Below are 21,826 nucleotides of genomic sequence, written 5' to 3'. Positions count from 1 at the left end.
AAATCAAACGTTAAGCCGGTTTAGAGCGCGCCTTCGAGCCACTGCTGGATCGCGCCCTTGGGCGCTGCGCCGACCTTCTGCGCGACCACTTCGCCGTCCTTAAACAGCAGCATGGTCGGAATACCGCGCACGCCATACTTGGCGGGGGCTTCGGGATTTTCGTCGATATTGACCTTGGCGATGGTCACCTTGTCGCCCATTTCGTCGCTGATTTCTTCCAGCGCCGGGCCGATCATGCGGCAGGGACCGCACCATTCAGCCCAGAAATCGACGAGGACGGGCTTGTCCGCGCCCAGCACATCGGACTGGAAATCGGCATCGGTGACAGCTTTGGTAGCCATGGTGTTCCTTTCAGAAATTCTTGTTCGCGAAGGGATATGGGGTGCGTGCCTGCGAACCTCAAGCGTCGAGGCGAATTAGCGTCGGTCCCGCCGTATAGAGCAGCGCGCCTTCGACTGTGCGATCGGGAAAAATGACGCGCAGCGCGTCGATGTAGGAGCGCATCTGCGCACGGTGGGCAGTCGGGACGTCTGCTGCGCCGCCGGGCACCTGATGGCCGGTCTTAAAGTCGACGACGAGGATCCGGTCCGTTTCCACCAGCAGGCGGTCGGCGGTACCCGCAACGACGCGTCCGTCCGGAAGGGTCGCCGCAATGGGCGCCTCGGCCAGCGCGTGAGGGCCGAACAGGGCAGCATGGACCGGATCGTCGATCACTGACAGCGCCGCATCGATCATGTCGCGGCGATGATCCGCATCTCCGACACCCATGGCCGTTGCGAGCCAGCGGTCGGCGGTCGCGCGTCGCTGCGCAGCGGCGACAGGTGGCAGGCGTTCAAGGAGCGCGTGGATCAGGATGCCCCGGCGTGCTGCAGTGCGATCACCGGCGGATGGCGGCGGAAAGAGCAATTCCTCCTCACCCTCGACGGCCGACGGGACAAGCGGCCTGGGCGGGCGCGCTTCGGGCGGTGCCGGCGCGTCGATCCAGGCGGGCCGCGGCGGATGTTCTGCCGCGCGCTTGCGACGCGCAGGGCGCATCCGCTTGCTTCCCGTCTGGTGGATCAGCCCGCCCTCGCCCCAGGGCGCGTCGAGCGAGGCGGCGCCCAGCGAAACCATCGCGCGGGCGACCATCGCGTGCCAGCTTTCGCCTGCAACGGGTTTGTCGTTCTTCGGCGCCGTGCCGGTCACGATCAGGCGACTCGCGGCCCGGGTCAGCGCGACATAGAGCAGTCGCCAATGCTCCTCGCGCTCCTCTTCTTTCTCTTGCTCGATGATCGAGGTGAAGGGTTCGCACAATTCGTCCTTGCGTGGTCGCAGGAACGGAGTGCGTTCGACTTCGTCGGTCGCGACCTCGACCGTCGACCGCACGCCGCCCATCCGTTCTGGATCGGCGGTGGCGTCGGCGAGGATGACGACGGGCGCCTCCAAGCCCTTGGCGCCGTGCACCGTCATCACGCGCACCGCATTGCCCGCCTCGCCCGCTTCGCGCTTCACCTCGACCTCGCCCCGCCTCATCGCCGCGAGGAACTCGTCGAGGCTTGGTGTGGCGTCGCTCTCGAAATCGAACGCGCTGTTGACGAGTTCCTCGATCGGATCGCGCGCTTCGAGCCCCAGTCGACCGATCAGCTTGGCGCGTCCCTGCATGGGCCCCGACAGGATTTTTTCGAGGAAAGCCGAGGGAAGCAGGTAATCGGCGTCGGCGAGCAATTGCGAGAGAGTGGCGTGAGCGTCGGCAAAATCCTCTCGCCGGTCGCGCAACGCACGCCATAGCGACACGTCGTTGCCCCTGCCGAACGCCAGCCCGTATAGCTTGTCATGATCCCACCCGACCAACGGAGAGGTGAGCAAGCAGGCGAGCGTCAGGTCGTCGTCGGGTTGGCTGGCAAAGGCCATTGCCGCGATCAGGTCGCGCACTGCCAACGGACGCGACAGGAATAGGCGGTCGACCCCTGCAACCGGGACATGGGCGCTATAGAGCCGGGCGACGATCAGCGAGGCCAGCTCGCTGCGCCGCCTCAGCAGGATCAGGATGTCGCCCGGCGCCGTCCCCTCCCCGACCATCCCCGCGACTGCATCGGCGAGCGCATCGGCATAGAGGCGGTCGCGCAGCTCGACCCAGCTTTCCTCGCCCTCTTCCTCCCCGTTTTCGGCGTCCGCCACCGAGAAAGCGGGCCACCATTCGACCTGCCCGTGCGCATTCGGATGGGCGGTCTCGTGCGGCGGCGGGTGGCGCGGCAGGCCCATCGCCTCCGCGCCGACCTCCTCGATCACCTGATCGGTGACGTCGAGGATTGCCCCGGCCGAGCGGAAGCTCTTCGAAATGTCGAGATCGCGGAACGCGCGGGGTCGATCGGCATCGCCCGCGACGGCAGCCAGCTCGCGGCTTTTCTCGTCGAACAGCTTGCGGACGGCGACGAATTCCTTGGGGTCGGCGCCCTGGAAACGATAGATGGCCTGCTTAAAATCCCCGACCATGAAGAGCGTGCGCCAGCGATCCTCGGCCTCGTCCGCGCCCGAGAAATATTCGTCGACCAGCGCGCGAATGATCGCCCATTGCCGGCCGTTCGTGTCCTGCGCCTCGTCGACGAGGACATGGTCGATGCGGTGATCGAGCTTGAAGCGAATCCAGTCGCCCACGCCCGGCTGATCGAGCAGCCCGCGCGTCCAGCGAATGAGGTCGTCGAAATCGGCGACGGCGGCGGCGCGTTTGGCAGCCTCGTAGGCGCGCGAAAACCGCTTGCCTGCTCGCAGCGCGGCAGCTTGCGCCCGGGCCATGGCCGCGCGGGCCTTCAGGCCGCTCAACTCTGCCACGCGGTCGGCAAGTCGGGCGGCAAGCGCTTGGTCTTTCTGCTTTTTAGATGGCTCGCCCTTTTGGGTAACGATATCCTTGGCCATCTCGGACAGCCCGTCCATTCGCTCGCCGTCAGGTAACTCGAGCCACGTCTTCAGCCGGTCAACGACCGCGCTGCCCGTCTTCGTTCCCCAGGCGCGATTGACCTCGATCAGCGCGTCGCACAGCCGCCGGTCGAAACGGAAGTCGTTGCACTGCTCGGCAAGGTAGGCGTCAATTTCGCCCTCGGGCAGCCCGACCAGCAGGCGCACTCGCTCGTCGATCGCGTCGTCGTCCGGCAGGTCGCGCATCGCTGCAGGATGGCGCGCGGCGCTGCGCAAATAGTCAACCGCCCCCTGCTCGCCGAGGCGCAGTGACAGGGTCTTCAGGTCTTCGAGGAATTGACGGTCCTGCGGCATGGGCGATGCCGCTGCCTCCGATGCGACATCGGCCAGCACCTGGCGCGCCAGCTCTTCCTCACCGCGTTCGTCGAGCGGTTCGAAACCGGGCGCGATCCCCGCCTCTGCGGGAAATGACGACAAAAGCGCCTGGCTGAAGGCATGTATGGTCTGAATCTTGAGCCCGCCGGGCGCTTCGAGGACGGTCGCGAACAGGCGGCGGGCACGTTCGCGGGTGGGAGGATCGTTGGGCTCGTAGAGCGCTGCCAGCTCGAGGCCCAGACGGGCATCGTCGAGCCGCGCCCAGCTCGCCAGGCGGCCACCGATCCGGTTTGCCATTTCCGCCGCTGCCGCCTTGGTGAAAGTCAGGCACAGGATCGCCTCGGGCGGGACGCCCTGCAGCAGCAGTCGGAGCACACGCGCGGTCAGGACATGGGTTTTGCCTGTTCCCGCCGAAGCCGAAAGCGCAGCATGCGCGGACGGGTCGGAAGCCGCAGCCTGGTTGCCGAGCAAGGTGTCGAGCGGTTTGAAGCGACGGCTCATCGCGCCCCTCCCACATTCGCCCTTGCACCACGCGCCGCGATCATTACATCGCGGGAAACACCCAACCCCGAAGGATAAGCATGAGCGACGAGCAGAGCCCCGACAAGAAGCCGCTGATCGGAAAGAAGACCGTTGCGGTCGGCATCGGATCCGCAGCCCTCGCCGCCGCGCTTCTCTACGCGTCGAAGCGCAAGTCCAAGCCAAAGCCGGGCAAGTCGGAAGACTAGGTTGCTCATTCGCGGCCGTACCATTCGTCGAGCCGCATCAACTGGTCATAGTCGCCATAGGGCGCATAGGCCGGGTTGAGTTTGGCGGTGAAGGGCTTGTTTCCCGTGAGATAGTCGTCGGCCAAGTCGATGAAATGGGCGAGCGTTGTGTCGAGAAAATCGCCTGCCGCCCCGTCGTCGACGCCCATGACGAAGCCGATCTTGCCGTAGCGTTTGGCGAGGGACCAATATTCGTGTGCGCTCGGTGCGCCCTCGATACCCTCGAAACCACCAGCTTCGGCAATCAGGCCGAGCAGACCGAGTTGCAGCGCAAAGCCTTCGCGCACCGCGGTCAGCGACGGCGGCTTGCCGGTCTTGTAGTCCACAATTGCCAGCCCCTTGTCGCCGATGCGGTCGATCCGGTCGACGATGCCGTGAAGTGTGACGTCCCCAATCATGCGCTTGCCACGCCGTTCGGCGGCGAGCGGTTCGCGTCCTTCGGCGCGTCCCTCCTCGACCTTCGCGCCCATGAAGTCGATCGCTTCCATCAAGCGCGGCTCCCACAGCGCGCGCAGCATGGGATGGAGCGCCTCGTCATCAAGCATCGCCAGCACGCGATCGCGGAGCTTGGCGGGATCGCACCGATCCTTTTCCAGCCAGTCCTCGAGCACCTTGTGGACCGCGTCGCCTTTCCACTTGGCATGATGATCGCCGTCGACCGGGTCCTGCGCCCGCAGCCGCAACATGGCCTGCGCGTAGAAGGCAAACGGATCGCCCTTCAGCCGGTCGACCGCAGTGACGTAGATATCGCGCGGTCGATCTTTGGGCGGCGGGGTCGGACGCGGGCGTTCGGTGGGCTTCAATTTCAGATGGTTGTCGATCGAGGTGGCCAGGCGCTCGATGCGATGATCGCGCGCCAGTCCGCCCGTCATCGCCTGGAGCCGCAAGAGGAAGCGCGATGCGACCGTCGGCGAGCGCCCGTCGCGAACGGCACGGGTCAGGATGACACGTGGCGCACCGAGCGCGCTGATCAGGTCGTGCGCGGCCAGCCCGGTGCGATAATCGAGTCCTTGTAGCCCGAGTTCGCGCCGTAGCCGTGGCGCCAGCCAAGGGTCGGGCTTGGGTGCTGCGGGCCAGCTTCCTTCGTTGAGCCCGCCGAGGATCATCACGTCGGCCTGCTGCAACCGCGCTTCGAGCAGGCCCCAAATGTTGAGCCGAGGATGCCCGCCATAGACAGGCCGCACCGCTTCCTGATCGAGCAGGTCGCGCCACAGCGTCGCCATTTCGCGGCGCTCGACGAACAGTTGCGTGTCGTCCTGTTCCAGCCCCGCGATCAACTCACCTGCGACGCGTCCTGCCTGCCCGGCCCAGGCCTGCTCACCGGCAAGGATTTCCACCGAACGGCGGAGCGCGCCTGCTACTTCGCCCACTGCCATCTTGTCCGAGAAAAGCGCGTCGATCTCGACGATCTTGGGCCGCACGGCGCTCCATGCGTCGAGGTCGCCGAAATGGCGATCGAGTCCTTCGATCCCCTCAGGCGGACGCGGCCCGCGCAGCTTACCGTCGAGCTTGCGGGCATGGCGAAGCCACGTGCCGCGATCGCCCCGTCCGACAAGCGGATGCTTGATTAGACCGAGCAGCGGCACCGGCGCAAACCGCTCCGACACCGCGTCGATGATCCCCAGCAAGAGCGTCCCGAGCGGCGTTTGCGAAAGCGGCGTCCCGGCGCTGTCGTCCGCATGGATGCCCCAGCGTCTGAGCTGCTGCGACACACGCCGCGCGAGTTGGCGATCCGGCGTCACAAGCGCGGCGGTTTTTTCCGGAGTCTCCAGCACTTCGCGCATCGCGATGGCGATGGCGGTCGCTTCGATCGCCGGGTCGGGCAGTTCCATGACCCGCACACCAGTTAGGCGACGCTCGGGCGGCGCGAGTCCTACCCATTTGTCCGAAAAGGCCGCGCTCGCCATCGCGTGCGCAACCGCGCGGGCGCGTACGGCCGGCGCGGCGGCGCGTCCTCCGTGGCGCCATGGCTCCACCTCGTCCCGAGCCACACCCATGCGATCGAGAAGCAGGCGCAAATGATATTGCGGATGGGTGAGCTGCGGCGCGGCGCCTTCCGGACGCAGCGCGTCCCACTCGGCCGTCGGCATCTCCCGTTCCATCGCAAGCGCGGGCAGGATGACCGCTCCCTCGGGCAACCGCGCGACACGAGACAGCAGTCCGGCCACGGCCGGCGCGGCGGTGGTGATCCCGGCGGCGATGGTGAAACCCTCGGGCGGTGCCTTGCGCCAGCGTTCGGCCAGGCTGCCCAGAAGCGCATTGCGCCGCGTCGCGAGGCTCGTCTGGCCACGCGCTTCCAGCAAGGCTGGCCAACGATCGAAGAGCAGCGCCAATTGCCCGAGCAATCGCTCCCAATGGTCTTCAAGATCGGGGTGATCGGCCGCGAGTTCGCGAAGCGCAAGCGGGCTGACCTGTTCAACTTCGAGCTGGTCGAGAAGCGCGCCGAGATCCTGCGCCCTGCGCATCGCCTCGACCGCACCTGCGCCGCCCTCGGCCAGTAATTTCGCCAGCGCCAACTGTCGCTCGCGCGGGGCGATGGCAGGGGGAAGCGGATCGTCGTGATCGGCGGGATCGAGCGCGGCGCCGATACGCTCGACCAGTTCGGGATCGCCGATCGGAATGAGGCGCGGGAGCAGCAGACCGCTTCCCGACGCGCGGACGAACGCCTCGCGCACCGCGCGCACGGCGCGGTTGGTGGGCAGGAGTATGCGCCCGCGTGCCAGCGCAAGCGGATCTTTACCATGCTCACGGATCAGCCCGATCGCGAGCGCGTCGGCAAAGCTGCGGTGAGCCGCGATGGAATAGACGGTAGGGCGAGTGTCCGGCGCGTGGCCCTCACTCATCGCTCAGCACCGCTTCAGTCTGCGTGATCGATTGCGGCCGGCCGACGTCGAACCAGAGGCCCTGATGGACAGTGCCGTAGAGCCGCCCCTGCTCGATCGCACGATCCCAAAGGATGTTGGTCGAGAACTTGCCGTCGGGCGCGCCTTCTAGCAGCCGCTTCGAGACAATCTGGATCCCGGTAAAAACATAAGGCGCAACCTTCCGCGCTTCGCGGCGGCGCACGCGGCCCTGTCGATCAAGATGAAAATCGCCCTTGCCTGCATGGCAGTAGGCCCGCGCGTGCGGGACCAGCAGCAGCAACGCGTCCATCTTCTCGTCGTCCCAATGCCGCGCCAGCAGTCGCAGGCTGTCGGCCGGCCCGTCGATCCAGAAATTGTCGCTATTGAGAGAAAGGAACGGGTCGCTCGAAATTTCGGGCAGCGCCTTGACCAATCCGCCGCCCGTCTCGAGCAGCTGTTCGCGCTCGTCCGATATGGCGATGTCGATCCCTTCGACAGTCTCCAGATGGCCCTCGAGCGAATCCGCCAGATAATGGACGTTGACCACTGCTTTCTCGACGCCTGCGGCCTTCAACTTGTCGAAGACATGGTCGATCATCGGCTTGCCCGCCAACTCGACCATCGGCTTGGGGCGCGTCGCGGTCAGCGGCCGCATGCGCTTGCCGAGCCCGGCGGCCATAACCATGGCGCATTTGGGCACTTTTGCCTCGATGCCGGGGCGGAGCGACAAAGCGCGTTTGACGGCGGCCATGACTAGCGTCCCTCCCACGCTGCAGCGCGCTTTTCGATCGGCACGTTGTCATCGAACCAGGCTTTCACCTGCGCCAGCGCCGGATGCGCGAGATCGCGTTCGAGCAGGCCCCAGACGCGTGGCTGCAGCGCGAGATAATGATCCTTGCCGTCGCGCTTCCACAGGCGCGTAAAGATGCCGAGGATTTTTACGTTCCGCTGCGCACCGAGCAGCGCATAGTCAGCTTCGAATTCTTCGCGATCCGCAATTTCCAGCGCGTCGATGAAACGGTCGAGCATCGCGCGCTCGAGTGCAGGGTCGACGTCGCGGCGCGCATCCTGCAACAGCGAAACCAGATCGTAGGCAGCATGGCCGGCAAGCGCGTCCTGGAAATCGAGCAGTCCCAACCCTCCTTCGGCCAAAAGCATCAGATTGTCTGCGTGGTAGTCGCGTAGCACGAGGACCGGTTTGTCGGCGGTCCGCTCAAGCAGCCCTCCCCAGCTCGCCTGCCATGCAGCGACGAACCCGTCGACATCCACCTCCAATTCGAGCGCAGGCGCGTACCATTCGGGAAACAGCATGACTTCTCGCTTGAGCGCCGCCTCGTCATAGGGCGGCAGGTCGTCAGGCAAGGGTCGCCGGACGAGGTCGACGAGCGTGTCGACCGCAGCCTCGTAGATGGCGCGCTCGCGGCTCCGGTCGTCAGCAAGCACCGGCCCGACCCGGTCGTCGCCGAAATCCTCAAGCAGCAACAGGCCCTTTTCAAGATCTCGACCAAGGATACGCGGGGCACGTAATCCCTGCGCATCGAGATGCTCGGCAATGGCAATGAACGGGCGCACGTCTTCATGTTCGGGCGGCGCATCCATCAGGACGGCGCGGCCCAGTTCGGGATGTTCGACACGGAAATAGCGCCGGAAACTGGCATCGCCCGCAAGCGGCAGGATTTCGGCTCCACCCCATCCGGACTCGGCAAGAAAATCGGGCGCCGCGGGCGGCGGAATCATCACAGGGGCCATCGCTCTTTCCAAGCTTGCGGCACCTCGGCTGTCAAGCGACGCGCGCCGGTCCGTTCATCGATTTCGAGGGTGAGTTGTAACGCATGCGCCCAGCGCCCGGCGCGGCTCGGCCATTCGACCAACAACACGCCTTCCTCGGCAGCCTCCAGACCCAGTTCGTCGAGTTCGCCCTCTTCCTCGAGCCGATAAAGATCGACATGCCAGACCGGCGGATCGAGATTTTCATAGGGCTGGACGATCGAGAAGGTGGGACTGGGCACTTCGCCCTCGTGGCCGAGCGCCGCGATGAGACCTCGCGAAATGCTGGTCTTTCCCGCGCCAAGCGGTCCCGACAGGGTGATCACGTCGCCGGGGGCGACAACGTCTGCAAGCCTGACGCCGAATGCGAGGCTCGCCGCCTCTCCATCGAGGATCATTGCGCGCCTCGCGGAATTCGCAGCGTCACCGTCGTCCCCCTGCCGGGCGTGGAATCGAGCGACACGTTGCCCCCATGCGCCTCGACGAACTGGCGGGTCAATGGCAGGCCGAGGCCCAGCGCGGTCTCCGATCGCGACGCGGCATCGTGGACCTTGTGAAAGCGGTTGAAGACCTCTTCCTGCTCCTCGACCGGAATGCCCGGCCCGTCATCGGCAACCGACACCGTCACCGCGTCTTCATCGCCATGGGCGTACAATTCGATCCTGCCGCCCGGACCGGCATAGGCGATGGCATTGCGCAACAGGTGATCGATCGCCTCGCGCAGGCGCTTCGCGTCGCCGGTGACGTCGCCGGTGCTGTCGGCAATCTCTTCCTCGATCGACTGGTCCTTGGCCGCCGCATCCACCGTCATCGCGGCAACCGCATTGCGGCACAGGCCCGCCATGTCGACCCGCTTGCGATCAATCTTGAGCTCGCCTCCCTCGGTGCGGGTCAGGTCGAGCACATTGTCGATCAGCCGCGACAGTCGTTCGACCGATTCCATGATCGCATCGACATAGCCCTTCGCCTTGTCCTCGAGCGTGCCGGCATAGCCTTGCTGAAGCATCTCCGCGAACCCGCCGATCGAGGTCAGCGGCGTGCGTAGCTCGTAGCTCATATTGGCGACGAAGTCGGTCTTGACCCGGTCCGCTTCCTCGAGCGCTTCGGCGCGCTCGCGAAGCGCGGCCTGGATGCGGGTGCTGTCGGTGACATCGACGAGCGTGACTAGCGCATTGCCGTCGGGCAGCGGTACGGAAGAATAGGCAAAGCTGCGACCGTCTGCGAACTGAAGCCGTCCGGCATTCTCCTTGCGTCCGCTCGTGGTCGAACTGACCAGTTCGCGAATCCGTGTCGCATCCTCGGGGTCCTTGAGCTTCTTGGCCATGAGCGGGACCAGCTCGTCGATGCGCGGATGTTCGGACAGCCAGCTATCCTCGAGCTCCCACAGGTCGGTGAACAGCTTGTTCCAGAGGTACAGCCGCCCGTCCGAGGCGAAGACGGAGATGACTTCGAACAGATTGTCGAAGGTCGCCGCGCGCACGCGGAGCAGCGTGTCGCGGGCAGAGGCAAGCCTGACCTGCTCGGTCCGGTCCTCGATGATCAGCCGCAGTCCACCATCGGGGAGCGGTTGGCCGACGACCCGCTGGTGGTCGCCATTGGCGAGGATCCAGTCTTCTTCGATCAGCTCGTCGGTCGCGGTGAACCAGGCGCGCCGTTCGGCCTTCCAGGCAGGAAAGTCCCGCGTTTCGGGCGTGCGCCCCTTGTCGCGCATCTGTTCGAGCAGCCGGTCGAATTCGGGCTTGGCGTCCAGTTCCTCGACATCGAGCCCCGCCATCACCGCAAAGGGCTGGTTGTAAAAACTCAGACGCTTGTCGGAATCGAACTGTGCAGCGCCCGCAGTCATGCGGTCGGACAGGTCGCGCTGCGACTGGATATATTGCGCCAGCTCGTAGCGCGCGTCCTCGATGTCCTGCACGTCGATCGCAAAGCCCGCGACCGCCCCCGTGGCGAGCGGCACGTCGACGATGCGCAGCATGCGCCGCTCGCCGCCGATCGTGGCGGGCTGCGTCCGGCTGTAAGGCTTGCCATTCTCGAGCGCGGTCATCGCGCCGGCGCGCGCGCTTTCGTCGCCCGTCCCGTCGATCAGCTCAGCGCCACGCGCAATGACGTCGGCGGCCGTATCGCCTTCGACCGCCGCAACGAACGCGGCATTGACTAGGCCAAGCGCGAGATCGGGGCCGCGATACCACATCGGGAACGGCGCGCTTTCGATCAGCTGCGTCAGGCTGTCGAGCGCGCTTTCAGTCTGGTCAAGCCTCTTGCCCAACCGTCCACGTTCTTCTTCTTGCTGGCTGGTGTCCGCCCACCATGACAGCATCGTGCCGTCGGCAGCGGGGCGCGGGGCAGGCATTACCGAAATGTCGAAGATTTTGCCCGACTGCTCGGCCTCGACTTGGAGCGAAAAGCGCTCCCCGGACAGGCGCGCTTCGGCGATGCGCGATTCGAGCGCCTTGACCGTATCGCGCGAAATACCCGCGCCTGCTCCCAGCTCAGCCAGCGTCGACGGGCGGCCCGACACGGCGAGCTGGCGTAGGAGTTCGGGATCGGCGTCGAGCTTGCCGTCGGCATCGATCATGGCAGGTCGGACGGGCGCCGCACCCATCATCCCGGCGAGCGAACGGGCAGCATCGATGGTCTTGCGCGCACGGTCCATCCGACGGCCCGCGACCACCAGCAGTGCCGCCGCGATCCCCATCCAGAGGGCGGCAATGATCAGCAGCAGACCGTCCATGCCCCCCTCGCCTCAATGTCCGCGCACGCTCTCACGCGGCAAGTCATAGGATGCGCAAACAAAAAGCGGAAGCGGTTTGACCCGCTCCCGCTCGATGTTTTGCCGCCGGAACGGGGGTTAGTAGCGATAATGTTCCGGCTTGAAGGGGCCCTCGCTCGGCACGCCGATATAGTCGGCCTGCTCGTCCGACAGCTTCGAGAGCGAAACGTTGAGCTTGTCGAGGTGCAGCTTGGCGACCTTTTCGTCGAGATGCTTGGGCAGCACGTGGACGGTGTTCTCATATTCGTGGCCGCGCTTCCACAGCTCGATCTGCGCCAGCACCTGGTTGGTGAAGCTGGCCGACATCACGAAGCTCGGATGCCCCGTCGCATTGCCGAGGTTGAGCAGGCGCCCCTTCGAGAGAAGAATGATGCGCTTGCCGTCGGGCTTCTCGATCAGGTCGACCTGCGGCTTGACCTCGGTCCACTTGAAATTCTCGAGTGCCTCGACCTGGATCTCGTTGTCGAAGTGGCCGATGTTGCCGACGATCGCCATGTCCTTCATCTCGCGAACATGGTCGATGGTGATCACGTCCTTGTTGCCGGTCGTGGTGACGAAGATATCGGCGCGCGGGGCAGCCTCTTCCATGGTCACGACCTCGAACCCGTCCATCGCCGCCTGGAGCGCGCAGATCGGGTCGATTTCGGTCACGATGACGCGCGCACCGGCACCGGCCAGCGACGCCGCCGAACCCTTGCCGACATCGCCATAGCCCGCCACGCAGGCAACCTTGCCCGCCATCATCACGTCGGTGCCGCGGCGAATGCCGTCGACCAGGCTTTCCTTGCAGCCATATTTATTGTCGAATTTCGACTTGGTGACGCTGTCGTTGACGTTGATTGCCGGGAAGGGAAGCAGGCCCTTCTTGGCGAGCTGGTAGAGGCGATTGACGCCCGTGGTCGTTTCTTCGCTGACGCCCTTGATGTTCTTGACCGTCTCGGTGAGGTAGCCGGGCTTCTTCTCGAGGAAGGCGGTCAGCGCCTTGTTGAACTCGCGCTCCTCCTCGTTGGTCGGCTCGGGGAGGCTCTCGCCCGCCTCGACCCGCGCGCCCCAAAGCGCGAACATGGTGGCATCGCCGCCATCGTCGAGGATCAGGTTGCAGGTCTCGCCGCCCCAATCGAAGGTGCGGCCGACATAGTCCCAATATTCGGCGAGCGTCTCGCCCTTGACGGCGAAGACAGGGATGTTCTGCGCGGCGATCGCGGCCGCGGCATGGTCCTGCGTCGAGTAGATATTGCAGGTCGTCCAGCGAACGTCGGCGCCCAGCGCCACGAGCGTCTCGATCAGCACGGCGGTCTGGATCGTCATGTGCAGCGAGCCGGTAATGCGCGCGCCCTTGAGCGGCTGCGAGGCGGCATATTCCTCGCGCGTTGCCATCAGGCCCGGCATTTCGGTTTCGGCGATGTCGATTTCGGTGCGCCCGTAATCGGCGAGCGAGATGTCCTTGACGATATAGTCAGCCACTTGGGTCTCCATTGGGGGGATGTATCAATTCGCCGCTGCCCTAACCGAAGGCGGCAGCGGGTGCAATGTGGAGCTCAGGCTTCGCCGCCTTCTCCGACTAGCAGCGACGGATCGACGCCTACCGATTTGAACGCGGCGGCCCAGCGGTCTTCGCTTCCCGTATCGAACAGGATCTCGGGGCTCGCGGGTGCGGTGAACCAGCCATGCTGGGTGAGTTCGCCTTCAAGCTGGCCCTGCTCCCAACCCGCATAGCCCAGCGACACGACAAATTGCGACGGGCCTTTCCCTTCGGCGATCGCCTGCAGCACGTCCTGCGTGCCTGTCAGCGCACACAGCCCGCCAATCTGGACCGTGTCCTGCCCCGACCAGTCGAGCGAATGGAGGACGAAGCCCCTGCCCGGTTCGACCGGGCCGCCATGGTGGATGGGCGCAGCGGGAGCATCGCCTGGATCCATGTCGAGCTGTTTGAGGAGGTCGCGCAGGGTCACGCCCGCGCGCTCGTGCCCGATCCCGACTCCGATCGCGCCTTCCTCGTCGTGCGCGGCCATGACGATCACCGCCTGTTCGAAGCGCGCGTCGCTCATGCCCGGCATGGCGAGCAGGAGTTGGCCGGTCAGGAAAGGCGGTTGGTCCATCTTGTCCTTGTCGCAGTCGGAACCCATGTGGCGCAAGGCCTGTTGGCATGACGAAGGGGGCAGCGGACCGTTCCCCCGAAAAAGGAGAATAAGACGATGCCCGTATCCGTTGGCGACAAGATCCCAGACGTGAAATTGATGCTTGCCACCCCCGAAGGTCCCGTGCCCGTGAGCAGCGGCAGCTTCTTCGAGGGCAAGACCGTCGCACTGTTCGCCGTGCCCGGCGCCTACACCCCGACCTGTTCGGTCAAGCACCTCCCCAGCTATGTCGAGAAAGCCGACGAGCTGAAGGCCAAGGGCGTCGATGAAATCGCCGTGACTTCGGTCAACGACGCGTTCGTAATGGGCCATTGGAACCGCGACCAGGGGTCGGGCGACATCACCGTCCTCGCCGACGGCAATGGCGATTTCGCCGAAGCGCTCGGCCTCACCATGGACGCCAGCGGTTTCGGGATGGGCAAGCGCTCGCAGCGCTACTCGATGATCGTCAAGGATGGCGAAATCACCCAGCTGAACGTCGAGGAGCCTGGCGACTATTCGGTGTCAGGCGCGGAAACACTGCTCGAACAGCTTTAGCCAGCGCCGAAACGACCCTCGATCTGCGACGAGCCGAGGGTCGTTTCGTGCCTCCATTCGTTGGTGCCGTGAATTCATCATTCCAGAGGGAGACACGACATGACGAAGACGACCGACACCACTGCCGAAACGTCGAAAACCACGCGTATCAAGCAGAGCCTTGCCCAGCGTGACGATTTCGCCGGCACGACCTATCGCACCATTCGCGACAACCCCAAGACCAGCGCCGCCATCGCCACGGGCGTTGCCGCCGCTGCCGCGGGCGCAGGTGCCTTCCTCTGGAACCGCAATCGCCAGCAGCGCGAAGCGGTCGAGCAGGAAGTCAGCGAAATGAACAACGATGCCGTCGAGATGGCGCAGCAGCCCCGCAAGGACGGGCTGAGCGAAGACATCAAAACCGATACCAAGGTCGGTTCGGTCGCTTACTAAGCGAGACCACGACTGAAAAAGCGAAGGGCCGCCGGAGACAATCTCCGGCGGCCCTTCCTTTTGCGCATTCGCCGTTTGCCTACGCGTTCCACCCGCAGTTTTTGCCTGCGTTCTGCTCCTTCAACCACGCCTGCAGCGGAGCGAAATATTCGGTCATCGGGCGCGCGGTCATTTCGCGCGTGCCGGTGAAGGCTTCGAGCGCGTCGGGCCACGGGCGCGACGCCCCCATCTCGAGCATCGCATTGAGGCGCGTGCCGACTTCCTTATTGCCGTAGAAGCTGCAGCGATGGAGCGGGCCTTCCCAGCCCGACATTTCGCATGCGGCTTCGTAGAACTGGAACTGCAGGATCCGCGCGAGGAAATAGCGCGCATAGGGCGTGTTGCCCGGGATGTGATATTTGGCGCCCGGATCGAAATCGACGAGGCTGTCACGTTGCACCGGCGGCGTAATGCCCTGATATTCATACTTCAGGCCGACCCAATAGTCGTTGTAGCCGTCGGGCGTGACCGAACCGTCGAACACGCCCCAGCGCCATTTGTCGACCAGCAGGCCGAACGGAAGGAAAGCGATGCTGTCCATCGCCTGGCGCAGCAGGATACCGATATCTTTGTCCGCGCTCGGCACCTGGCTCTCGTCGAGCATGCCGATCTGCACCAGATATTCGGGCGTCACCGACAGCGCGATCGTGTCGCCGATGGCTTCGTGGAAGCCGTCATTGGCGCCGTTGAGGTAAAGATAGGGCTGCTGGTTGTAGGCGCGCTGGTAGTAATTGTGCCCGAGTTCGTGATGGATCGTCACGAAGTCGTTGGCATTGCGCTTGATGCACATCTTGATGCGCAGATCCTCGACATTGTCGACGTCCCAGGCGCTTGCGTGACACACGACCTCACGGTCGCGCGGCTTCACGAACTGGCTCTTCTCCCAGAAACTGTCGGGCAGCGGGTCGAGGCCGAGCGAGGTGAAAAAGCGTTCGGCGATGCGCACCATCTCGACTTCGTCGACGTCGTTCTCGGCCAGCAACTCCGTGATGTCATAGCCGACGTCGCCTGCCCCCTCGGGCGCGACGATGTCGTAGATCGAGCCCCACTCCTGCGCCCACATATTGCCGAGCAGGTCGGCGCGGATCGGGCCCGTGTCGGGCTGCACGTCGTCGCCATAATAGTCGTTGAGCTCGCCGCGAACGTAGCAGTGCAGCTCGTCATAGAGCGGCTTGGTCTCGGCCCACAGCCGGTCGTACATGGCCGAGAATTCTTCGGGGCTCATGTCATACTGGCTGCGCCACATCGTGCCGGTATCGGCATAGCCGAGTTCCTGCGCGCCTTCGTTGGCGATGGCGACCATGCGGGTATAGTCGTCCTTCATCGGACGCCCGACATTCTCGTGCCAGCTTTGCCACAGCTGCTTGAGCTCTTCGGGGTCGCGCGACGTGCCCATCATTGCCTCGGCGTCGACGCCGGGGATCATCTCGCCGTTCAGCTCGGCCTGGCCCTTGCCGTACATCGAATTGAGCTTGGTCGAAATTTCGTTGAGCTCGGCGGCAGCGCCATCGCGGCTCGGGGCGGCGAGCACCAGGCTACCACGCATGATGTTGAGCTTGCGCTGCGTGTCGTAATCGAGCCCGTCGATCGTTGCGTACTTGGCGGCGGTCGAGGCGTAATCGACGCCCTTTTCGGTCAGGATCGTGCCGAAATAGGCGTTCAGCCGGTCGCTGTCGTCGTTGATGTAGGTCGAATTGATCCACGCCGCGCGCCCTGCAATGTCGAGCAGTTCGAACAGGTCGGCCTCGGCGGCTTCGACAAACGCCTTCGCCCCCGCGGGCGTCATCGGATAAGGAAGTTCGTCGCCGGCTGGGATCTCAGAGACTTGCCCCGCAGGTGAGGCGGCCGGTGCCGGAGTTTCGGTTGTAGTGCAGCCGGAAAGTGCAATCGCGGAGAGCGAGGCGGCGCAAAGAAGCTTTTTCATGGGGGTCCTCTCGTGACGAACTGAAAGTCGGGCGCGACACTCCTCCGTTCCGAGAGCGAAATCAAGCCCTGCCCAGCCAGGCCGCGATGGCCTCTCCCAATTCCGGCTTCGCGACCGAGGACATGTGCGTACCCGGTACCTCGACCAGTTCGCCGTCGGGCAAGGCCTCGACCAGCGCATGCGGATCGCCATTGTCGCGATCCTCGGTGCCGCAAATGACCGCTGTCGGCATGGTGAAGGCATCGAGCCATTGGGTCTTGGCATCGGTGAAACTGGGAAGCAGCAGGCGCGCCGCCGCCCGGTCGATCTTCATCGTCTTCATGAAGCTCGCGGCCATGAAGGCCGGGTCGCCGCGCTTGATCTCGTCGAACCGGTCGATGACATCGATGAAGAAGGATTGGCGCGCATCCCATCCGGTCAGGCCCTGCAACCCCATTCCCATCAGCATGGCGCGCCCGGGACGAAGCCCCTCGCCCACCGCCTGCACCGTCGTGCGCGCGCCGAGCGAAAAGCCGCCAAGATCGTAATAATCGAGCTTCAGATAGGCCACAAGCTCTTCGAGGTCGCGCCCGAGCACGCCGTGCGGATAGTGCGCCGGATCGTGGCTCTTCTCGCTCTGCCCGTGCACGCGAAGGTCGGGCATGACGACGCGATATCCCTGCGCCGCGACCTTGGCCGCATGGCCATACTTGATCCAGTTGACGAGGCTGTCGGAGAACAGGCCATGGATCAGGACGACGGTTGGCGCGCCCTCCTCGCCCATCGCATGATAATGCAGTTCCACCCCGTCCGAGGCTGTCCAGAAATGGCTCTCGATCTCGCTCATTCGGGATCCTTGGGGATCGACTTCAGCTCGATTTCGTCCTCGTAGGCATGGATCGTCGCCTCCGCATCGATGATGTTCGCTTTCGCCTGCCGCGTCTTTCGACCCAGGAAGAAACGGAAAAACAGGATCGGCAAGAGGCCCAGCCCCGCCAGCACCAGCGCGACCCACTTGAGCGGGCTGAGCACGGGATCGAGATAGGAAAAGAGGATAAGGACCGGCAGCCAGATCGCCCAGCGCTTGAGCCAGCGAGCGAACTGCACCGCCGCGATGGTTTTCACCGCCGCGTCCGCAGCCTCAACCGTCCGGTGCGGCGCCTCGTAGCGTTCGGTGGCCATCAGGCTTTCTGCAGGTGGCGGCGGCCGAGAAGTTCGGCGATCTGCACGGCGTTCAGTGCCGCGCCCTTGCGCAAATTGTCCGAAACGCACCACAGCTGGATGCCGTTATCGACGGTCGAGTCTTCGCGCACGCGGCTGACGAAGGTGGCATAGTCGCCGACACATTCGACCGGGGTCACGTATCCTCCGTCCTCGCGCTTGTCGACGAGCATGATGCCGGGGCTCTCGCGCAAAATGTCCTGCGCTTCCTCGGCCGTGATCTCGTCCTCGAATTCGATATTGATCGCCTCGCTATGCCCCACGAACACGGGCACGCGCACACAGGTCGCGGCGACCTTGATCTTCGGGTCGAGGATCTTCTTGGTCTCGGCGACCATCTTCCACTCTTCCTTGGTCGACCCGTCCTCGAGGAAGCTGTCGATGTGCGGAATGACGTTGAAGGCAATCTGCTTAGTAAAGATTTCGGGCGATGCGGGGTCGCCGACAAAGATGTCGCGGCTTTGCTGGAACAGCTCGTCCATCGCCGATTTTCCCGCGCCCGATACCGCCTGATAGGTCGCGACGACGACGCGCTTGATCTTCGAATTGTCGTGAAGCGGCTTCAATGCCACCACCATCTGCGCGGTCGAACAGTTGGGGTTGGCGATGATGTTCTTGGCCTTGTAGCCGTCGATCGCTTCCGGGTTCACCTCGGGCACGATCAGCGGCACGTCCGGGTCCATGCGGAACAGCGAGCTGTTGTCGATCACGGTACAGCCCGCCTTGGCCGCGGCCGACGCATATTTCTTCGATACCTCGGAGCCCGCTGCGAACAGCGCGATGTCCCAGCCCGCCCAGTCGAAATGCTCGATGTTGCGGACCTTGAGCTCCTTGTCGCTCTCTCCGATCGTGATCCGTTCGCCCGCCGAACGCGACGAGGCGACTGCCGCGATCTCGTCGGCAGGAAATTTACGCTCGTCGAGGATGGCGAGAATTTCGCGCCCGACATTGCCGGTGGCCCCGACGACGACAATTCGATATCCCAATGTAATGCTCCTGATGGCTTGCGGCGGATGTAGGGACAAGGAGCGCCAGTCTCAAGCCGCCATGAAGGAGCTTTCCCAATGTCTCCAGCGCTCAAGCGATTTTCGGCCCGCGCGAAGCGTCTATCCTTCGGTGAACACGAGATCGCCCATTGGGACGAGGGTGACGGCGATCCGCTGCTCCTGATCCACGGCTTCCCGACCTCGAGCTGGGATTGGCACGCCATCTGGGACACGCTGACTGCCCAACGCCGTGTCATCGCTTGCGACATGCTCGGCTTCGGCCTCTCGGACAAACCCGACGCTCGTTACTCGCTCTTCCGGCAGGCCGACCTGCAGATTAATCTGCTCGATCATCTCGGCATCGAACGCTTCGACGCGCTCGTGCACGACTATGGCGTATCGGTCGGGCAGGAGCTGCTTGCCCGTCAGGCCGAGGGGCAAGCACCCCAAGGCATCGGCCGAATGATCTTTCTCAATGGCGGCATTTTCCCGGGGCTACACCGCCCTCGACTCATCCAGCATCTTGGTGCATCGCCGATCGGCTTCATCATCAGCCGCCTGCTTGGCTACGGCCAATTCCGCAAAAGCTGCCCGCCCGTCTTCGGCCCCGACACGCAGCCGAGCGAGGACGAGCTACAGGATTACTGGGCCATGATCGCGCACAAGGACGGGCATCGCCGCTTTCACCAGCTGCTGCGCTACATGCACGAGCGGACTGCGCACAAGGATCGCTGGGTCGGCGCGCTCAAGGACGTGCAGGGCCGGATCGGGCACATCAACGGCGCGCTCGATCCCATTTCGGGCCGCCATGTCTACGACCATTGGATCGATGCACTTCCGAATGCGAAGGCGCACCTGCTCGAGGATGTCGGTCACTACCCGCAGGTCGAGGCCCCCGACCGGGTGGCCTCGACCGTGCTGGAGTGGCTCGCTTAGCGCGGACCGCCCTCGACGCCGTTCTGCTTTAGGAAGTTCATGATCGTCGTCCACAGGTGGACCGAGATCTTCTCCCCGCCCACGCGGTGCGTGTAGCCGGGATAGAACATCATCTGGAACGGGATCGCCGCTTCCTGAAGCTTGGCCGCCATGGCGGTCGAGTTGTCGAGCACGACATTGTCGTCACTCATTCCGTGGATCAACAGCAGCGGATCGGAGATATTCTCGGCCTTGTAGAGCGTCGAGCTCTTCTCATAAGCCTCGGGCACCTCGCGCGGATCGCCCATGTAGCGCTCGGTATAGTGGGTGTCGTACAGCTCCCACATGCTCACCGGCGCGCCGGCGATGCCCGCAGCCCACAGCCCCGGATCGGCCGCCAGCTTTTTGAGCGTCAGGTATCCGCCATAGCTCCATCCGTTGGTGGCGATCCGGTCGCCATCGACATAATCGAGCGTCTTAAGGAAGTTCGCGCCGTCCCGCTGGTCGTCGACTTCGATGCCGCCCATCGCGCGATAGATCGGCTTCTCGAATTCGACCCCGCGATAGTTGCCGCCACGGTTTTCGATCTCGAAGAAGATATAGCCCTGGTCGACGATCCACTGCCACAGCGCACCCTTCCAGCCCTGCGCGACCTGCTGCGCGTGCGGGCCGCCATAATGCTGGAAGAAGACGGGGTATTTCTTGCCCGGCTCCATGTTGGCCGGCTTGATCATCATGTAATCGAGCTCGGTCCCGTCGCTCGCCGTGAACGTGCCGTATTCCGCAGGCTCGTGGCTATCGAGATAGGGATGATAGGGATGATCCTCGTCGAGCGCGTTTTCGTTGATCCACGCGATGCGCTGACCGTTCGTATCGGCGAGGAAGGACTGGCCCGGTGTCATGTCGTTCGAGCGCGAGATGATCATCCGCTGCGCCTTCTTGTCCATCGAGATGCCGTGCGCATAGCCGGGCGTCGTCAGCAGGACCGGCTCGGCGCCCGGCGTGCGATAGTCGAGCGAATAGCCATGCCCCTCGAGCGGCGTCTCTCGGTTGGCAGTGAAGTAGACGATGCCCTTGTCCTGGTCGACGCCATCGAGGCCTTTGACCACCCACTCGCCCTTGGTAAGCTGGCGCCAGCTGCCATCAGTGTTGCGTAGGTAGAGGTGGCCGTAGCCGTCACGCTCCGACCACCAGAGGAGCGATCCGTCGTCGAGGAATTTGTAGTCCTTGCTGAGGTTGGTCCAATGACCTTCTGCGGCTTTCTCGGTGAAGAAAATCTCGCTTTTCCCCGTGGCGGGATCGACCTTGAGCATGTCGAGCACGGTCTGCGCGCGGTTCTGGCGCTGCACGTAGAGTGCGCTGCCGTCGGGCGCCCAGTTCACGCGGGCGAGATAGATGTCTTCCTCCTCGCCCAGGTCGACTTCGACCCGTTCGCCCGTGTCGGGGTCGACGATGAACAGGTCGACCAGCACGTTATCGGTGCCCGCCAGCGGATAGCGCTGGTCGTAGGTCGTCGTCCCGCCACCGCCGATCGAGGTGCGCGTGACGATGCGCACCGGCGTCTCGTCGAAGCGCTGCACCGCCAGCTTGCGATCGTCGGGCGACCACCAGTAGCCGGTCAGGCGACCCATCTCTTCCTGTGCGACGAACTCTGCCTCGCCCCAGCGGACATTCTTCTCCAGCTCGTCGGGCGTGATCGCGCGCGGCTCTTCGCCGATCTTGCCGACGAACAGCTGGCCCTTGCGCACGAACGACACATAATTGCCTTCGGGGCTGATCTTGGGGTTGAGCTCGCCTTCCTTGCTCTCGGTCAGACGCGTGACGTTACCCTCGAGATCGGTGAGGTAGAGGTCCCCGTCGAGCGGCACCAGGATCTGGCTGCCATCGTCCGACCACTGATAGGAGACGATGCCCTTGAGGCTGCCGATGCGCGCCCGTTCGCGCTGCATCTTCTCCGCCTCGGTCAGCTCGGCGCCGGTGCCGACTTTCTCGCTGTCGACCAGCATGCGCCATTCACCGCTGGTCGTATCGAGCGCCCACAGGTCGTAGCGCGTCTGGTCGTCCTCACGCCCGCGCAGCATCGTCAGCAGGCTGCCGTCGGGCGACAATTGCACACCGCGCACGCTTGACCCGTTCAGGCTCGGCGACTGGAAGATGCGTTCGAGAGTGAGCGGCTCGGCCATGGCGGGGCTAGCGATGCCCATCGCGGCGGCGGAAAGGAGAAGACTGGAAAGACGCATGGAG

18 protein-coding genes are annotated in these 21,826 nt (G+C 64.4%); 4 read left to right on the top strand and 14 right to left on the bottom strand.

Features of this window, described 5'->3' with window-relative positions:
* Positions 1 to 20 precede the first annotated feature (20 nt).
* Positions 21 to 341 (bottom strand): thioredoxin TrxA, encoded by a 321-nt coding sequence (gene trxA / locus KTQ36_RS07120; RefSeq protein WP_218633004.1) that lies wholly within the window; start codon positions 339 to 341, stop codon positions 21 to 23.
* A gap of 58 nt (positions 342 to 399) precedes the next feature.
* Positions 400 to 3,768, bottom strand: coding sequence for a double-strand break repair helicase AddA (addA, locus tag KTQ36_RS07115; RefSeq protein WP_218633003.1), 3,369 nt, complete (start codon positions 3,766 to 3,768; stop codon positions 400 to 402).
* 80 nt (positions 3,769 to 3,848) lie between these two features.
* On the opposite strand from addA, the gene KTQ36_RS07110 reads away from it, so the two are divergent.
* The gene (locus KTQ36_RS07110; RefSeq protein ID WP_218633002.1) at positions 3,849 to 3,995 is read left to right on the top strand and encodes a hypothetical protein; all 147 of its coding nucleotides are present in this window, start codon (positions 3,849 to 3,851) and stop codon (positions 3,993 to 3,995) included.
* Positions 3,996 to 4,000: 5 nt separating this feature from the next.
* Here KTQ36_RS07110 and KTQ36_RS07105 read toward each other — a convergent pair whose 3' ends face one another.
* From KTQ36_RS07105 to KTQ36_RS07075, 7 genes are all read right to left on the bottom strand, one after another.
* On the bottom strand, positions 4,001 to 6,877 hold the full coding sequence (locus KTQ36_RS07105; RefSeq protein WP_218633001.1) for a PD-(D/E)XK nuclease family protein: 2,877 nt from the start codon (positions 6,875 to 6,877) through the stop codon (positions 4,001 to 4,003).
* The gene (locus KTQ36_RS07100; RefSeq protein WP_218633000.1) at positions 6,870 to 7,628 is read right to left on the bottom strand and encodes a nucleotidyltransferase family protein; all 759 of its coding nucleotides are present in this window, start codon (positions 7,626 to 7,628) and stop codon (positions 6,870 to 6,872) included. The genes KTQ36_RS07105 and KTQ36_RS07100 overlap by 8 nt, the downstream gene beginning before the upstream one ends.
* A 2-nt stretch (positions 7,629 to 7,630) precedes the next feature.
* A complete protein-coding gene (locus KTQ36_RS07095) occupies positions 7,631 to 8,614 on the bottom strand; it encodes an aminoglycoside phosphotransferase family protein (RefSeq protein ID WP_218633866.1) in 984 nt (327 codons plus the stop codon).
* A complete protein-coding gene (gene tsaE / locus KTQ36_RS07090; protein WP_218632999.1) occupies positions 8,614 to 9,042 on the bottom strand; it encodes a tRNA (adenosine(37)-N6)-threonylcarbamoyltransferase complex ATPase subunit type 1 TsaE in 429 nt (142 codons plus the stop codon). The genes KTQ36_RS07095 and tsaE overlap by 1 nt, the downstream gene beginning before the upstream one ends.
* Entirely contained in the window at positions 9,039 to 11,375 is a 2,337-nt protein-coding gene (locus KTQ36_RS07085) for a sensor histidine kinase (RefSeq protein WP_218632998.1), read from the bottom strand. Before KTQ36_RS07085 ends, tsaE begins: the two co-directional genes overlap by 4 nt.
* 117 nt (positions 11,376 to 11,492) lie before the next feature.
* Complete coding sequence (gene ahcY, locus KTQ36_RS07080; RefSeq protein WP_218632997.1) at positions 11,493 to 12,890, bottom strand: adenosylhomocysteinase; 1,398 nt, start codon at positions 12,888 to 12,890, stop codon at positions 11,493 to 11,495.
* A gap of 62 nt (positions 12,891 to 12,952) precedes the next feature.
* Complete coding sequence (locus tag KTQ36_RS07075; protein WP_218633865.1) at positions 12,953 to 13,513, bottom strand: YqgE/AlgH family protein; 561 nt, start codon at positions 13,511 to 13,513, stop codon at positions 12,953 to 12,955.
* Between the two features lie 96 nt (positions 13,514 to 13,609).
* Here KTQ36_RS07075 and KTQ36_RS07070 point away from each other — a divergent pair, with 96 nt between their 5' ends.
* Entirely contained in the window at positions 13,610 to 14,089 is a 480-nt protein-coding gene (locus KTQ36_RS07070; RefSeq protein ID WP_218632996.1) for a peroxiredoxin, read from the top strand.
* 99 nt (positions 14,090 to 14,188) lie between these two features.
* A complete protein-coding gene (locus tag KTQ36_RS07065) occupies positions 14,189 to 14,518 on the top strand; it encodes a hypothetical protein (RefSeq protein ID WP_218632995.1) in 330 nt (109 codons plus the stop codon).
* 79 nt (positions 14,519 to 14,597) lie between these two features.
* Here the strand turns inward: KTQ36_RS07065 and KTQ36_RS07060 are convergent, their stop codons facing one another.
* From KTQ36_RS07060 to KTQ36_RS07045, 4 genes are all read right to left on the bottom strand, one after another.
* The gene (locus tag KTQ36_RS07060; protein ID WP_218632994.1) at positions 14,598 to 16,481 is read right to left on the bottom strand and encodes a M2 family metallopeptidase; all 1,884 of its coding nucleotides are present in this window, start codon (positions 16,479 to 16,481) and stop codon (positions 14,598 to 14,600) included.
* A gap of 61 nt (positions 16,482 to 16,542) precedes the next feature.
* Positions 16,543 to 17,307, bottom strand: coding sequence for an alpha/beta fold hydrolase (locus KTQ36_RS07055; RefSeq protein ID WP_218632993.1), 765 nt, complete (start codon positions 17,305 to 17,307; stop codon positions 16,543 to 16,545).
* The gene (locus KTQ36_RS07050) at positions 17,304 to 17,642 is read right to left on the bottom strand and encodes a hypothetical protein (RefSeq protein ID WP_218632992.1); all 339 of its coding nucleotides are present in this window, start codon (positions 17,640 to 17,642) and stop codon (positions 17,304 to 17,306) included. The genes KTQ36_RS07055 and KTQ36_RS07050 overlap by 4 nt, the downstream gene beginning before the upstream one ends.
* Positions 17,642 to 18,667: an aspartate-semialdehyde dehydrogenase gene (locus tag KTQ36_RS07045; RefSeq protein ID WP_218632991.1), complete on the bottom strand. Its 1,026-nt coding sequence runs from the start codon at positions 18,665 to 18,667 to the stop codon at positions 17,642 to 17,644. Before KTQ36_RS07045 ends, KTQ36_RS07050 begins: the two co-directional genes overlap by 1 nt.
* Positions 18,668 to 18,745: 78 nt before the next feature.
* On the opposite strand from KTQ36_RS07045, the gene KTQ36_RS07040 reads away from it, so the two are divergent.
* Positions 18,746 to 19,603, top strand: coding sequence for an alpha/beta fold hydrolase (locus KTQ36_RS07040; RefSeq protein WP_218632990.1), 858 nt, complete (start codon positions 18,746 to 18,748; stop codon positions 19,601 to 19,603).
* Here the strand turns inward: KTQ36_RS07040 and KTQ36_RS07035 are convergent.
* A complete protein-coding gene (locus tag KTQ36_RS07035) occupies positions 19,600 to 21,822 on the bottom strand; it encodes a S9 family peptidase (RefSeq protein WP_218632989.1) in 2,223 nt (740 codons plus the stop codon). The two genes, KTQ36_RS07040 and KTQ36_RS07035, sit on opposite strands and share 4 nt — an antisense overlap.
* Positions 21,823 to 21,826: the final 4 nt, after the last annotated feature.

This window comes from Sphingomicrobium clamense (assembly GCF_019264355.1).
In the GTDB taxonomy this organism is placed as follows: domain Bacteria; phylum Pseudomonadota; class Alphaproteobacteria; order Sphingomonadales; family Sphingomonadaceae; genus Sphingomicrobium; species Sphingomicrobium clamense.
This window is presented reverse-complemented; position numbering and strand designations above follow the sequence as displayed.